This window comes from Janthinobacterium sp. GW822-FHT07H10 (assembly GCF_058798675.1).
Genome location: NZ_JBXAKS010000003.1, coordinates 619,029 through 632,142 on the forward strand (window position 1 = coordinate 619,029; position 13,114 = coordinate 632,142).

At 65.1% G+C, this 13,114-nt stretch carries 11 protein-coding genes and 1 tRNA gene; 2 read left to right on the forward strand and 10 right to left on the reverse strand.

What is annotated here, in order from left to right; genetic code table 11:
* Window positions 1-157 precede the first annotated feature (157 nt).
* Entirely contained in the window at window positions 158-1,066 is a 909-nt protein-coding gene (gene rsmI, locus AC1RDJ_RS10580) for a 16S rRNA (cytidine(1402)-2'-O)-methyltransferase (protein WP_071326001.1), read from the forward strand.
* A 39-nt stretch (window positions 1,067-1,105) separates the two neighbouring features.
* On the opposite strand, the gene AC1RDJ_RS10585 is transcribed toward rsmI, so the two are convergent.
* On the reverse strand, window positions 1,106-1,747 hold the full coding sequence (locus tag AC1RDJ_RS10585; protein ID WP_493027387.1) for a hypothetical protein: 642 nt from the start codon (window positions 1,745-1,747) through the stop codon (window positions 1,106-1,108).
* Window positions 1,748-1,913: 166 nt separating this feature from the next.
* Between AC1RDJ_RS10585 and AC1RDJ_RS10590 the strand changes: the two genes are divergently transcribed.
* Window positions 1,914-1,990 (forward strand) — tRNA-Pro (locus AC1RDJ_RS10590).
* A 179-nt stretch (window positions 1,991-2,169) separates the two neighbouring features.
* Here the strand turns inward: AC1RDJ_RS10590 and AC1RDJ_RS10595 are convergent.
* The 9 genes from AC1RDJ_RS10595 to AC1RDJ_RS10635 all read right to left on the reverse strand — a co-directional run bounded on the left by AC1RDJ_RS10595 (window position 2,170) and on the right by AC1RDJ_RS10635 (window position 13,096).
* A complete protein-coding gene (locus AC1RDJ_RS10595) occupies window positions 2,170-3,093 on the reverse strand; it encodes a hydroxymethylglutaryl-CoA lyase (protein WP_289888084.1) in 924 nt (307 codons plus the stop codon).
* Between the two features lies 1 nt (window position 3,094).
* Entirely contained in the window at window positions 3,095-4,027 is a 933-nt protein-coding gene (locus AC1RDJ_RS10600) for a 2-hydroxyacid dehydrogenase (protein WP_493027388.1), read from the reverse strand.
* 21 nt (window positions 4,028-4,048) lie between these two features.
* Window positions 4,049-6,076, reverse strand: coding sequence for an acetyl/propionyl/methylcrotonyl-CoA carboxylase subunit alpha (locus tag AC1RDJ_RS10605; protein WP_493027389.1), 2,028 nt, complete (start codon window positions 6,074-6,076; stop codon window positions 4,049-4,051).
* A gap of 156 nt (window positions 6,077-6,232) precedes the next feature.
* Window positions 6,233-7,279 (reverse strand): biotin synthase BioB, encoded by a 1,047-nt coding sequence (gene bioB, locus AC1RDJ_RS10610; RefSeq protein ID WP_071326006.1) that lies wholly within the window; start codon window positions 7,277-7,279, stop codon window positions 6,233-6,235.
* A gap of 44 nt (window positions 7,280-7,323) precedes the next feature.
* On the reverse strand, window positions 7,324-8,115 hold the full coding sequence (bioD, locus tag AC1RDJ_RS10615) for a dethiobiotin synthase (RefSeq protein WP_493027390.1): 792 nt from the start codon (window positions 8,113-8,115) through the stop codon (window positions 7,324-7,326).
* Entirely contained in the window at window positions 8,105-9,301 is a 1,197-nt protein-coding gene (gene bioF, locus AC1RDJ_RS10620) for an 8-amino-7-oxononanoate synthase (protein ID WP_493027391.1), read from the reverse strand. Before bioF ends, bioD begins: the two co-directional genes overlap by 11 nt.
* A 1-nt stretch (window position 9,302) precedes the next feature.
* On the reverse strand, window positions 9,303-10,631 hold the full coding sequence (gene bioA / locus AC1RDJ_RS10625; protein ID WP_493027392.1) for an adenosylmethionine--8-amino-7-oxononanoate transaminase: 1,329 nt from the start codon (window positions 10,629-10,631) through the stop codon (window positions 9,303-9,305).
* Between the two features lie 31 nt (window positions 10,632-10,662).
* A complete protein-coding gene (locus tag AC1RDJ_RS10630) occupies window positions 10,663-11,451 on the reverse strand; it encodes an enoyl-CoA hydratase/isomerase family protein (protein ID WP_071326010.1) in 789 nt (262 codons plus the stop codon).
* Between the two features lie 22 nt (window positions 11,452-11,473).
* A complete protein-coding gene (locus tag AC1RDJ_RS10635; protein ID WP_289888096.1) occupies window positions 11,474-13,096 on the reverse strand; it encodes a carboxyl transferase domain-containing protein in 1,623 nt (540 codons plus the stop codon).
* Window positions 13,097-13,114 lie beyond the last annotated feature (18 nt).

A 13,114-nucleotide genomic window follows, 5' to 3' on the forward strand; every position in this document is an offset into this window, starting at 1 on the left:
GCAGCGGCTTCGGTGGCGGTAGTGGCCTTGTGTTAGATTCAATAGGCGCGCACAATTGCCCGGGCGCGTCGCAAGGCGTGCTGCAAGCGCTCAGCATGCCGGTCGCGGCACAAACAAGCAGTAACTTCACACTATTAGCAAGCATTTAACCTCCAAAATGACCGTACAAGAAATCAGTTCCATCGCCAGCCTGCCCATCATGACAGAGGCGGCGCACCAGGTCTATCCTAGCGCAACATTGTATATAGTGGCCACGCCGATCGGCAATGTGACCGATATCAGCTTGCGCGCGCTGCATTTGCTGAGCATTGCCGATGCCGTCGCCTGTGAAGATACGCGCAACACGGCGCACCTGCTGACGCGTTTTGGCCTGAACAAGCCCTTGATTGCGGCACATCAACATAACGAACGGGAAGTGGCGGAAACGCTGATTGCCCGCCTGCACGCCGGCGAACGCATCGCCCTCGTCTCGGACGCCGGCACGCCGGCCGTCTCCGACCCCGGCGCGCGCATCGTCGACGCCGTGCGCGCGGCCGGCCTGCGCGTGCTGCCCCTGCCCGGGCCGTCCGCGGCGATCACCGCCATTTCCGCCAGCGGCCTGTTGAATGACCAGTTTTACTTTGTCGGCTTCCTGCCGGCGAAAGCCAAGCAGCGTGAAAACATGCTGCACAGCCTGCGCGGCGTGACGGCGACGATGGTGTTTTATGAGGCGCCGCACCGCATCCTCGATTGCGCCACGGCCCTGGCGGCAGCGTTCGAGCCGACGCGCCAGGTGGTGTTCGCGCGCGAACTGACGAAAATGTTCGAGGAAATCCACCGCTGCCCGCTGTCCGAGGCGGAAAGCTGGATCCGTGCCGACGCGCACCGCGAAAAGGGCGAATTCGTCGTCCTGCTGGAAGGCGCCACCGAGGCGCAGGACGCGGAAGACGTGGAAGCGGAACGCATCCTGAACATCCTGCTGGCCGAATGCAGCGTCAAGCAGGCGGCGAATCTGACGGCGCAAATCACGGGCCGCAAGAAAAACGCCCTGTATGAGCGGGCGCTGCAGTTGAAGGGGCAGGAATAAGGGGATGGCAAGATACCCGGATGGGGTATGTTGTCAGGCTCACCACTTGCAGCCGCTATCCTTCTTGTCGAGCAACATCAGCACGGGCGCCAGCAAGCCCGCGCCCGCATAGTCTGTCCTGCAATCGCCGCGCTTGCCTTGCGCGATATCGCGCGCCAGCTGGGTTTCCGTGCGCAGCGGCTTGTCGGGGATCTGCCCCACGGCCGTGCCCACCTTGGACGGATCGCGTTCGCCGGCCATCTTGCGCGCCGTTTTCCTGGCCGCTTCCATGTCGAATTTCGGCGTCTCTTGCGTCAATGCATCGGGACTGGCCGCCGGCGATGCCGGCGATGCCGGTACGACCGTGATGGCTTGCGGGCTGGCCGCTGGCGCCGTGGCCGCCACTGGCGTTTCCGTGGCAGTGGCGCGTTTCGGCTTGCTGACGGGCTGGGCTTCGCGTTTCGGCTTGACCTCGGCGACGGGTGGCGGGGGTGGCTTCGCCGCCAGCGGGCGTATCCACACGGCAATTGACTCGACCTTGGTTCCCGTTTCGGGCAAGACTGGCGGCTGGACGTGGCGCCACAGGTAAATCAGGGCGCCATGCAGCAGCAAGGACACGGCGATGCCCAGCGCGATACCGCGGCGATTCGAGACGGACCGGCCATCGCCGCCATCTGCGCGTATTCCTGTACTGAACTCCATTGCCGTCGTCGCCTTCATGTCTGATCGGGAAAACCTGCGTGTCGAGTGTCGCATACTTCAATCGTTTTGAAAAATACACGGCTTCCTGTGCCGCCCGTAAATAATTTACACAGAGTTTCACCTGACCCTTGACCGAAGTCGATACGGGCTGTATTATCTTGGTCTTCGGAGTGTGGCGCAGCCCGGTAGCGCACCTGGTTTGGGACCAGGGGGTCCAAGGTTCGAATCCTTGTACTCCGACCAAATTTGTAGAAAAAAACCCAAGAGTTTAGGCTCTTGGGTTTTTTTTCGTCTGTATGGTTCAGGCAGGACGGAATAAGCCGGCGTAGGTCGGGTTAGCGCCAGGCGCGTAACCCGATAACAGTGTTGGCCATGACCTCGGTGACGTCGGATTACGCGTGGCGTTGCCACGCTAATCCGACCTACGCAGCGATGCGTTTTGCCGCGATGGCGTTGCCGGCGCGGCTGGAACCCTTGCGCCCCAGCTGCTGCGAGATGAACTGGCCCGCGTCCACCACCAGGTCGAGGTCGATGCCGGTGGCAATTCCCAGTCCCTGCATCATGTACAGCACGTCTTCGGTCGCCACGTTGCCGGTGGCGCCCTTGGCGTACGGGCAGCCGCCCAGGCCCGAGACGGACGAATGATAGATCGCGATGCCCGTTTCCAGGCTGGCGTAGATATTTGCCAGCGCCTGGCCGTAGGTGTCGTGGAAGTGGCCGGACAGGCCGCCGACATGGAAGGCCGCGATGGCGCGCGCCATCACCGCCTGCGTTTTGCGCGGCGTGGCCACGCCGATGGTGTCGGCGATGTCGATCTCGTCGCAACCGAGGTCGCGCATGCGAGCCACCACGTCGGCCACGGCGTCGAGCGGCACATCACCCTGGTAGGGGCAGCCGAAGGCGCAGCTGATGCTGCCGCGCAGGCGCAGGCCGTGTTCCTTGGCCGCCTTCGCCACGCCTTCGAAGCGGGCGATCGATTCGGCGATCGAGCAGTTGATGTTCTTTTGCGAGAACGCCTCGGACGCCGAACCGAAGATCACCACTTCATCGGCCTTCGCCGCCAGGGCTGCATCGAAACCCTGCATGTTCGGCGTCAGCGCCGAATAAATGGTGCCTGGGCGGCGCGCGATCTTTTCCATCACTTCCGCGCTGGTGGCCATCTGCGGCACCCATTTCGGCGAGACGAAGGACGCCGCCTCGATATTGGCGAAGCCCGCCTGCGTCAGGCGGTCGACCAGCTCGATCTTGACGGCGGCGCTGATGGTTTCCTTCTCGTTCTGCAGGCCGTCGCGCGGGCCCACTTCGACGATCTTGACCTGTTTCGGCAAACTAGCTTGAGCGTTCATTTCAATATCCTTGCAAACGGTTGACGATGCCGGCGACCATGTCTCCGGCTTGCAGGCGGCGCATCTTGGCGGCGATCTGCGCCACGCTTTCGCGGCGCAGGGTGGCGGCCGAAATATGCGGCGTGATGGTGATGCGCGGTTCTTGCCAGAACGGGTGCTGCTGCGGCAGCGGCTCGTTGCGGAAGACGTCGAGGGTGGCGCCGGCGATGTGGCCGGAGCGGATCAGGGTCAGCAGATCCGGCTCGGCCACATGCGCGCCGCGCGCCACGTTGATGACATAGGCGCCCGGCAGCAGCATGGACAGGCGCGCGCGATCGAGCAGGTTGTGCGTCTCCGGCGTGAGCGGCAGCATGCAGACCAGCATGCGCGTGCCGCGCAGGAAGGCTTCGAGTCCTTCCTCGCCGGCGAAGCACGCGACGCCGTCGAGGTCCTTCCGGCTGCGGCTCCAGCCGCGCAGCGGGAATTCGAACTGCGCCAGCGTCTCGAGCACGCGCGTGCCCAGCACGCCCATGCCCAGCACGCCGATGGGGAAGTCCGCCTTGTCGAATGCGGGCAGCGGTTGCCAGATGCCGGCGCGCGCCTGCGCCTCGTAATCGTCGAAACGGCGGAAGTGGCGCAGCACGGCGTGGCTCACATATTCGGCCATCTGCACGCCCATGCCCGCGTCGTTGAGGCGCACCAGCGGCACGTGGCCGGGCAGCGCCTCGCCAAATTTCAGGAGGGCGTCGACGCCCGCGCCCGTGTTGAAGATGGCCTTGACCCCGCTCAATGCCTGCAGCATGGCGGCGGGCGGCTGCCACACGACGGCATAGTCGCATGGCGCGATCGTGTCGCCCTCGCGCCAGAAGACGATCTCGGCCTCGGGCAGCACGTCACGGAAGTCGGCGATCCACGCCGCTTCCTTGCCGTCCGAACGTTGTAGAAGAATGCGCATGGACGTTTCCAAGAGCGCTCCTTATGCGGCTGCCTTGAAGGCCAGCAGCGGCGCGCCATCGGCCACCTGGTCGCCGACCGCGTACAGCACGTCTTCCACCAGGCCGTCGTGCGGCGCGGCGATCGTGTGCTCCATCTTCATCGCTTCCATGATGACCAAGGGCTCGCCCTTCCTGACGTCCTGGCCCTTGTTTACCAGCACGGCGACGACCTTGCCCGGCATCGGCGCCGTCAGGCGGCCGCCTTCCGCTTCCGTTTCGCCGGCATGCGCCATCGGATCGCTGTAGTGCAAGGTGTAGTGCAAGCCGTGGGTAAACACGTGGAATTGCTCGCCGTCGCGGCGCACGGTGCCGTGCACGGCGCGCTCGCCGAGTTTGATGTGCAGTTCCCCGCCTGTGCGCGCCGTCAGGGTCAGGGGCTGGCCGTTGAACAGCCAGCCATCCGTCCGGTAGGCGATGCGCGCGGCGTAGGCCTGGCTGTCGCCGGCCTGGGTAAATTCGTCGGCAAACGCCAGGCTGCGTCCCAAGGTGCCGTTCAGGCGCCAGCCGAGGGCATTGCCCCACGGGTCGGCGCGGTGCTCCGACTGCGCTTCGGCGGTCGCTTTTTCTTCCAGCAGCAGGGCGACGGACGCCAGCGCCAGGGCCGTGTCGGGTGCCGCCTGCAGGGCGGGGAACAGGGCGTCGTGATTGCGCTCGATCAAACCCGTATCGAGGTCCGCGCTGGAGAATGCCTGGCCTTCGACCAGGCGCTTCAAAAAGGCGATATTGCTGGCCAGTCCCACGATCTGGTATTCGGACAGGGCTTGCGCCATGCGCGCCAGCGCCTCGCGGCGGTCCGCGCCCCAGACGATCAGCTTGGCGATCATCGGGTCGTAGAACGGCGAAATGGCGTCGCCTTCGCGCACGCCCGAATCGATGCGCACGGAGGCCGGCACCACCGCTCCGCCCAGCTCGAACGTGACGGCGGAGGGCGACTGCATGTGGCGCAGGGTGCCGATCGACGGCAAGAAGCCCTTTTCCGGGTTTTCCGCATAGATGCGCGCCTCGATGGCGTGGCCGTGGATGGTCAGTTCGTCCTGTTTTTTCGGCAGCGGTTCGCCAAAGGCGACGCGCAGCTGCCATTCCACCAGGTCGGTGCCGGTGATCATTTCCGTCACCGGATGCTCGACCTGCAGGCGCGTGTTCATCTCCATGAAGTAGAACGAGCCGTCCTGGTTGGCGATGAATTCCACCGTGCCCGCGCCCACATAGCCGACGGCCTTGGCGGCGGCGACGGCCGCCTCGCCCATGGCGGCGCGGCGTTCGGCAGGCATGCCCGGCGCCGGCGCCTCTTCCAGCACCTTTTGATGGCGGCGCTGTACCGAGCAATCGCGCTCGAACAGGTAGATGCAGTTGCCGAGCGTGTCGGCAAACACCTGGATTTCTATGTGCCGCGGGCGCGACAGGTATTTCTCGGCCAGCACCTTGTCGTCGCCGAAGGAGCTGATCGCTTCGCGCTTGCACGAGGCCAGCGCGGCCTTGAAGTCGGCGCTGTTGTCGATGACGCGCATGCCCTTGCCGCCGCCGCCGGCCGAGGCCTTCAGCAGGACGGGGTAGCCGATCTTGTCGGCTTGCGTGTGCAGGAAGTCCGCATCCTGTTCCTCGCCGTGGTAGCCGGGCACCAGTGGGACCTGGGCTTTTTCCATCAGCGACTTGGCGGCGGACTTGGAACCCATGGCGCGCATGGCGGACGCCGGCGGGCCGATGAAGACCAGGCCTGCAGCGTGGCAGGCGTCGGCGAAGTCCGCGTTCTCGGAGAGGAAACCATAGCCGGGGTGGATCGCCTGCGCACCGGTGGCCAGCGCCACGGCGATGATCTTGTCGCCGCACAGATAGCTTTCCTTGGCCGGCGCGGGGCCGATCAGCACCGCTTCGTCGCAGACGGCGACGTGCTTGGCGTTGGCGTCCGCCTCCGAATACACGGCGACGGTCTGGATGCCCATGCGGCGCGCGGTAGCGGCGACACGGCAGGCGATTTCGCCGCGGTTGGCGATCAGGATTTTAGTGAACATGGTCTCTCTCTATTCTCTCAAAGGTGCAGCGGTCTCTTGATGGACCTGGTCTGTTGGCTTGTCGGCTTACGCGCTGCGCGCTAAGCCGACCTACGGATGGTGAGGCGGTATTCGTAGGTCGGGTTAGCCGGCACGGCGTAACCCGACAGGGCTGGATCAGCAGCCGCACTTCTCTTTCTGCACCGAGTCGAGCATGGCGCCGCGCGTCTGCAAGCCCAGCTTGTTCAACAGGGTGCGGTCGTCTTCCGCTTCCGGATTGTCGGTGGTGAGCAGCTTGTCGCCGTAGAAGATGGAGTTGGCGCCGGCCAGGAAGCACATGGCCTGCACGGCTTCGCCCATCTGGCGCCGGCCGGCCGACAAACGCACGCGCGCCTTCGGCATGGTGATGCGGGCCACGGCGATGGTGCGCACGAATTCGAACGGATCGAGCGCCTCCAGGCCATACATCGGCGTGCCTTCCACCTGTACCAGGTGGTTGACGGGCACCGATTCAGGATACGGATTCAGATTGGCCAGCTGGGCGATCAGGCCGGCGCGCTGCAGGCGCGTCTCGCCCATGCCGACGATGCCGCCGCAGCATACTTTCAGGCCCGCTTCGCGCACGCGGCCCAGGGTGTCCAGGCGGTCCTGGTATTCGCGCGTGGAGATGACGTTGTCGTAGAACTCGGGCGCCGTGTCGAGGTTATGGTTGTAGAAGTCGAGGCCCGCGTTCTTCAGGCGGTCGGCTTGCCCCTCTTCCAGCATGCCCAAAGTAGCGCATGTTTCCAGGCCCAGCGCCTTGACCTTGGTCACCATCTCTTCGACTTTTTCCATGTCGCGCTCTTTCGGGCTGCGCCAGGCGGCGCCCATGCAGAAGCGCGTGGCGCCGTTGGCCTTTGCCTGGCGCGCCGCGTCGAGCACCGTGTCGATGTCGAGGATTTTCTTCGCTTCCACGCCCGTGTCGTAGCGGGCTGCCTGCGGGCAGTAGCCGCAGTCTTCCTCGCAGCCGCCGGTCTTGATCGACAACAGGGTCGCCAATTCCACGTCGCCGTCCGGGAAGTTGGCGCGGTGGGTTTGCTGGGCCTTGAACATCAGGTCATTGAAAGGCAGGTCGAACAGGGCCAGCACATCGGCGACGGGCCAGGTGGCCGCTTCCGGCACGGTGATGCGCGCCGCAGGGCGGTGCAGTTCGACGGTTTTTGCTGCTTCTTGGACGTGAGACATGTGATTCCTTCGCTTCTATTTTTGAGTACGTTCAGTTGTTTGGTTTAATTCTGCGACCGCTGCGCCGGCCAGTTGGGCAGGCTGGTGAAATCGAGATACGCCGCCGCGGCTTCCGCGCTCGGCTGCGCCAGGCGCGGTACCTTGCCCAGCAGCGGCGCCGGGATGCGCTCGATCAGCGCATCGATGTTTTCGTCGAGGAAGCGCATTTCCACTTCCAATGTGTTGGCGACCCAGCCGACGACGCTCAAGCCGCGCGCTTCGATGGCTTCCACCGTCAGCAAGGCCTGGCTGATGCAGCCCAGGCGCATGCCGACGACCAGGATCACGGGCAGGTCGAGCTGCTGCGCCAGGTCGGCCGAGTCGAAACCGGGCGACAGCGGCACGCGGAAGCCGCCCACGCCTTCGACCACGACGGCGTCCGAGGCGGCGGCGATTTCCAGGTAGGCGGCCAGGATAGGCACCGATTCGATGCTCACGCCTTCGAGGGCGGCGGCGATGTGCGGCGCCGCCGGTTCCTTCAGCATGTAGGGCGTGGTCAGGCTGCGCAGCATGGTGACGTTGCCGGCGGCGATCAGGCTGTCGGCGTCTTCATTATGCAGCTCGCCGTCGCGCATCTCTGCGCCGGCGGCCACCGGTTTCATGCCGCAGGCGCGCACGCCGCGCGCGACCAGCGCGTGCAGCAGGGCCGACGAGGTCAGGGTCTTGCCGATTTCCGTGTCGGTGCCGGTGACGAAACAGGCAAAGTGCGATGGCAGGCCGCTGGCGGCGGGCGCCGGCTGCACGGCCGGCGCCAGGTCCGCCAGCACCTCGGCCACGATAGGATCATCAAGGCTCATGGCGAGTCCTTTCCAGGGTGTTGACTGCGTTGATCAATTGCGCCACTTCCTGCGCCGTGTGGCCGGCCGACAGGGTCACGCGCAGGCGCGCCGTGCCCAATGGCACGGTGGGCGGGCGGATCGCGCCGACCCACAGGCCCTGTTCGTACAGGTTGGCGGCGATGGCCATCATTTCCGCGTTCTCGCCGACGATGACGGGCTGGATGGCGGACAGCGACGGCAAGGCTTGCCAGCGTTGCAGCTGCAAACCATCGTTCCATTGCGCCACCAGCGCCGCCAGGTGGGCGCGGCGCTGCCGGCCTTCGTCGCCGGCGATGATGTCCAGGCTGGCCAGCAGCGCATGCGCGAGCGCGGGCGCGGCCGCCGTGGTGAAGATGTAGGGGCGCGCCTTCTGGATCAGGGTTTCGATGACGGCGTCGTGCGCGCAAACGAAGGCGCCGCCCACGCCGGCCGACTTGCCCAAGGTGCCTACATATACGAGGTGCGGCGAATGCAGGCCGAAGTGTTCCAGCGCGCCGCGGCCATGTTCGCCCAGCGCGCCGAAACCGTGCGCGTCGTCGACCACCAGCCAGGCGCCATGCCGCTCGCACAGGGCCAGCAGCGCGGGCAGCGGCGCCAGGTCGCCATCCATGCTGAAGACGCTGTCGGTGACGACGATCTTGTTTTTGGCTGTGCTTTCCGCCAGCAGCGCCGCCAGGGCATCGAGGTCGGCGTGCGGATACACGCGCGTCTTGACGCGCGCCAGGCGCGTGCCGTCGATCAGCGAGGCGTGGTTCAGCGCTTCCGAGAAAATCTCGGCATCCGGGTCGCCCGCCGACAGGGCGGTCAGCACGGCCAAATTGGCCATGTAGCCGGTGCAGAAATACAGCGCGCGCGCCTGTTCCAGGTTGACGCCGACAAAATCGGCCAGGCGCTCTTCCAGTTGCGCGTGGGCGCGGCCATGGCCGCTGATCAGGTGCGAGGCGCCGCTGCCGGCGCCATACAGGCCGGCGCCCTCTTGCAGCGCCGCCACGATGCGCGGATGCGATGCCAGGCCCAGGTAGTCATTGCTGCAAAAAGCCAGCATGGCGCGGCCATCGACCGTCAGGCGCGGCGCGCACGGCGTGTCGACGGTGCGGCGGCGGCGGATCAGGCTACGCTCTTCCAGCCCTTGCAGCTGCCGTTGTAATCGGGCGATCAGTTCCATCTCAGGCCCCGATCACTTTGTTGAAGACGGCCAGGGTCTGCCGGCCCAGGCCCGCGATTTCTTCGTCGTCGAGAATATACGGCGGCATCAGGTAGACGGTGGCGCCGATGGGACGCATCAGCAGCTCGTGTTCCAGCGCCGTGCTGAAGAAGCGGCGCGAGAAATCGGACGCCGCGTCCACCGCATCGAAGGCCCAGATCATGCCCTGCTGCCTGAAGTTGTGTACTCTTTCGTGCTGCGCCAGCGGCGCCAGCGCTTGCGTGATTTTGGCGGCGCGTTCGCGGTTGGCCGCCAGCACATCGTCTTCCTCGAAGATGGCCAGCGTCGCCAGCGCCGCACGGCAGGCCAGCGGATTGCCCGTGTACGAGTGCGAATGCAAAAAGCCGCGGCGCACGTCGGCGCTGTAGAAGGCCTGGTAGATGTCTTCGCGCGTCATCACCAGCGACAAAGGCAGGTAGCCGCCGCTGATGCCTTTTGAGAGACATACGAAATCGGGCCAGATGCCGGCCTGTTCGCAGGCAAAGAAGGTGCCCGTGCGGCCGCAGCCGACGGCGATTTCGTCGAGGATCAGATGGACCTGATAACGGTCGCACAGGGCGCGCACCAGCGCCAGGTACAGCGGGTCGTGCATGGCCATGCCGGTGGCGCACTGTACCAGCGGCTCGATGATGATGGCGGCGATCTTGTCGGCCTTCTGCTGGAACAAACGCTCGACGTCGGCGGCCGCGCGGCGCGCCACGTCCTGCGCCGATTCGCCCTCGGCCGCCTGGCGGAAGTCGGGCGACATCACCGTCTGCGACGCGCGCAGCAGGGGGCCGTAGGCATCCTTGAACAGGGCGACGTCGGTGACGGCCAGGGCGCCGATGGTTTCGCCGTGGTAGCTGCCCTTCAGGCAGACGAATTCCTGTTTTTCGCCCTTGCCGCTGTTGCGCCACGCGTGAAAGCTCATTTTCAGGGCGATTTCCACGGCCGAGGCGCCGTCGGACGCATAAAAGCTGTGGCCCAGCACGCCGCCCGTCAGGGCAGACAGCTTTTCAGACAGCTCGATCACCGGTTCATGCGTGAAGCCGGCCAGCATCGCGTGTTCCAGGCGGTCGAGCTGGTCCTTCAGTTCCGCATTGATGCGCGGATTGGCATGGCCGAACAGATTCACCCACCAGGAGCTGATGGCGTCCAGGTAGCGTCTGCCTTCGTGATCGTACAGCCAGGCGCCGCGGCCATGGCTGACGGGGATCAAGGGGACCGTCTCGTGATGCTGCATTTGCGTGCACGGATGCCACACGCTGCGCAGACTGCGTTCGACCCAGCCCGATTGTTTTTCTGCTTTCAAAACTGCTCCAATGATATTCTTAGTCCATGCGCTAGCCCATGAGCCAACTCGGCTTGCGCTTGTCGAGGAACGATTGCACGCCTTCGCGCCCCTGTTCCGAGGCGCGGATCTGCGCGATGCGCTCGGCCGTGTCCGCCAGCAGCGCGTCGTCGACCGGCAGGCCGGCGATCTCGCGCACCAGCGTTTTCGCTTGCGCCACGGCGTGCGGGCTGTTGCCCGTCAGCGCTTTCAGCACCTCGGCGGTTTTCGCGTCCAGTGCGTCGCCAGCGACTACCTCGTGGGCAAAGCCGATGCGCAGCGCTTCCTGTGCGGAGAATCGCTCCGCGGAGATAAAGTAGCGGCGAGCCGCGTTTTCGCCCATGGCCTTGATGACATACGGTGAAATAGTGGCCGGGATCAGTCCCAGCCGCACTTCGCTCAGGCAGAAATGCACGTCTTCCGCAGCCAGAATGATATCGCATGCGGCGACGAGGCCCATGCCGCCCGCATAACAGTCGCCCTGGATCTTCGCCACCACGGGCTTCGGACACAGGTAAATCGTGCGCAGCATCTGTGCCAGCTGCAGCGCGTCGGCCTGGTTTTCGGCATGCGTGTAGCCTGCCATCTTCTTCATCCAGTTCAGGTCCGCGCCGGCGCAAAAGGCCGCGCCATTGGCCGCCAGCACGATGGCGCGCACCATGTCGCTGCGGCCCAGGCCCTCGAAGGCGCGCGCCAGTTCGGCGATCGTCGTCTCGTTGAAGGCGTTGCGCACGTCGGGGCGGTTCAGGGTCACGGTGGCGACATTGCCCTCGATGACCAGCTTTAAGGTTTCAAATTCCATGATTTTTCTCCCTTATTGCCGGTTACATGCGGAAGACGCCGAACTTCGTGTCCGGAATCTCGGCGTTCAGCGCGGCCGACAAGCCCAGGCCCAGCACCATGCGGGTATCGGCCGGGTCGATCACGCCGTCGTCCCACAGGCGCGCGGTGGCGTAATACGGGTGGCCCTGGTGCTCGTACTGCTCCTTGATCGGCTGCTTGAAGGCTGCTTCCTCGTCCGCGCTCCATGCGCCGCCCTTGCCTTCGATGCCGTCGCGCTTGACGGTCGCCAGTACGGAAGCGGCCTGGTCGCCGCCCATGACGGAGATGCGCGCATTGGGCCACATCCACATGAAGCGGGGCGAGAACGCGCGGCCGCACATGCCGTAGTTGCCGGCGCCGAAGCTGCCGCCGATGATCACCGTGAATTTCGGCACGGCGGCCGTGGCCACGGCCGTCACCATCTTGGCGCCATTGCGGGCGATGCCCTCGTTTTCGTATTTGCGGCCCACCATGAAGCCGGTGATATTTTGCAGGAACACGAGCGGGATCTTGCGCTGGCAGCACAGTTCAATAAAGTGCGTGCCTTTCAGCGCCGATTCGGAGAACAAGATGCCGTTGTTGGCGATGATGCCGACCTTCACGCCATAGATGTGCGCGAAGCCGCAGATCAGGGTGGTGCCGTAGCGCGCCTTGAATTCGTCGAAATCGCTGCCGTCGACGATGCGCGCGATCACCTCGCGCACGTCGAAGGGCTTGCGCGTGTCGACGGGGATCACGCCATACAGTTCCTGCGTCGGGTATTTCGGTTCCACGGATTCGCGCAGCGCCATCTGCTGCGGCTTGGTGCGGTTCAGGTTCGAGACGATGGTGCGCGCCAGCGACAGCGCGTGCAGGTCGTTCTGCGCCAGATGGTCGACCACGCCGGACAAGCGCGTATGCACGTCGCCGCCGCCCAGGTCTTCGGCCGTCACCACTTCGCCGGTGGCCGCTTTCACCAGCGGCGGGCCGCCGAGGAAAATCGTGCCCTGTTCCTTGACGATGATCGACTCGTCGCTCATGGCCGGCACGTAGGCGCCGCCCGCCGTGCAAGAGCCCATCACCACGGCGATCTGCGGGATGCCCTTGGCCGACAGGTTCGCCTGGTTGTAGAAGATGCGGCCGAAATGGTCGCGGTCGGGGAAGACGTCGTCCTGGTTCGGCAGGTTGGCGCCGCCCGAGTCGACCAGGTAGATGCAGGGCAGGTTGTTCTGGTCGGCGATTTCCTGGGCGCGCAAATGCTTTTTCACCGTCATCGGGTAATACGTGCCGCCCTTGACGGTGGCGTCGTTGCAGACGATGACGCATTCCTGGCCCGAGACGCGGCCGATGCCGGTGATGATGCCGGCGGAAGGCGCCGCATCGACGCCCTTGGCGTCCTGGTACATGGCGTAGGCCGCCATCTGGGAAAACTCGAGGAAGGGCGTGCCGGGATCGAGCAGCATCTGCACGCGGTCGCGCGGCAGCAGTTTGCCGCGCGCCAGGTGCTTGGCGGCCGCCGCCTCGCCGCCGCCGGCCGCGATCTTTTCCACCTTGTCGCGCAAATCGTCGACGATGGCTTGCATGGCCGCGGCATTGGCCTTGAAATCTTCACTGCGCGGATTGAGTTTGCTTTCGATGTGCGGCATTGCGGTTCCTTTTTCTTA

Excerpts from the sequence above, each read along its gene's own strand:
- AC1RDJ_RS10630 (WP_071326010.1), bottom strand. The coding sequence starts at position 11,451 with ATGGAATTTGAAACCTTAAAGCTGGTCATCGAGGGCAATGTCGCCACC.
- AC1RDJ_RS10595 (WP_289888084.1), bottom strand. The coding sequence starts at position 3,093 with ATGAACGCTCAAGCTAGTTTGCCGAAACAGGTCAAGATCGTCGAAGTG.
- AC1RDJ_RS10635 (WP_289888096.1), bottom strand. The coding sequence starts at position 13,096 with ATGCCGCACATCGAAAGCAAACTCAATCCGCGCAGTGAAGATTTCAAG.
- AC1RDJ_RS10585 (WP_493027387.1), bottom strand. The coding sequence starts at position 1,747 with ATGGAGTTCAGTACAGGAATACGCGCAGATGGCGGCGATGGCCGGTCC.
- bioD (WP_493027390.1), bottom strand. The coding sequence starts at position 8,115 with ATGAGCCTTGATGATCCTATCGTGGCCGAGGTGCTGGCGGACCTGGCG.
- bioB (WP_071326006.1), bottom strand. The coding sequence starts at position 7,279 with ATGTCTCACGTCCAAGAAGCAGCAAAAACCGTCGAACTGCACCGCCCT.
- AC1RDJ_RS10600 (WP_493027388.1), bottom strand. The coding sequence starts at position 4,027 with ATGCGCATTCTTCTACAACGTTCGGACGGCAAGGAAGCGGCGTGGATC.
- rsmI (WP_071326001.1), top strand. The coding sequence starts at position 158 with ATGACCGTACAAGAAATCAGTTCCATCGCCAGCCTGCCCATCATGACA.
- AC1RDJ_RS10605 (WP_493027389.1), bottom strand. The coding sequence starts at position 6,076 with ATGTTCACTAAAATCCTGATCGCCAACCGCGGCGAAATCGCCTGCCGT.
- bioF (WP_493027391.1), bottom strand. The coding sequence starts at position 9,301 with ATGGAACTGATCGCCCGATTACAACGGCAGCTGCAAGGGCTGGAAGAG.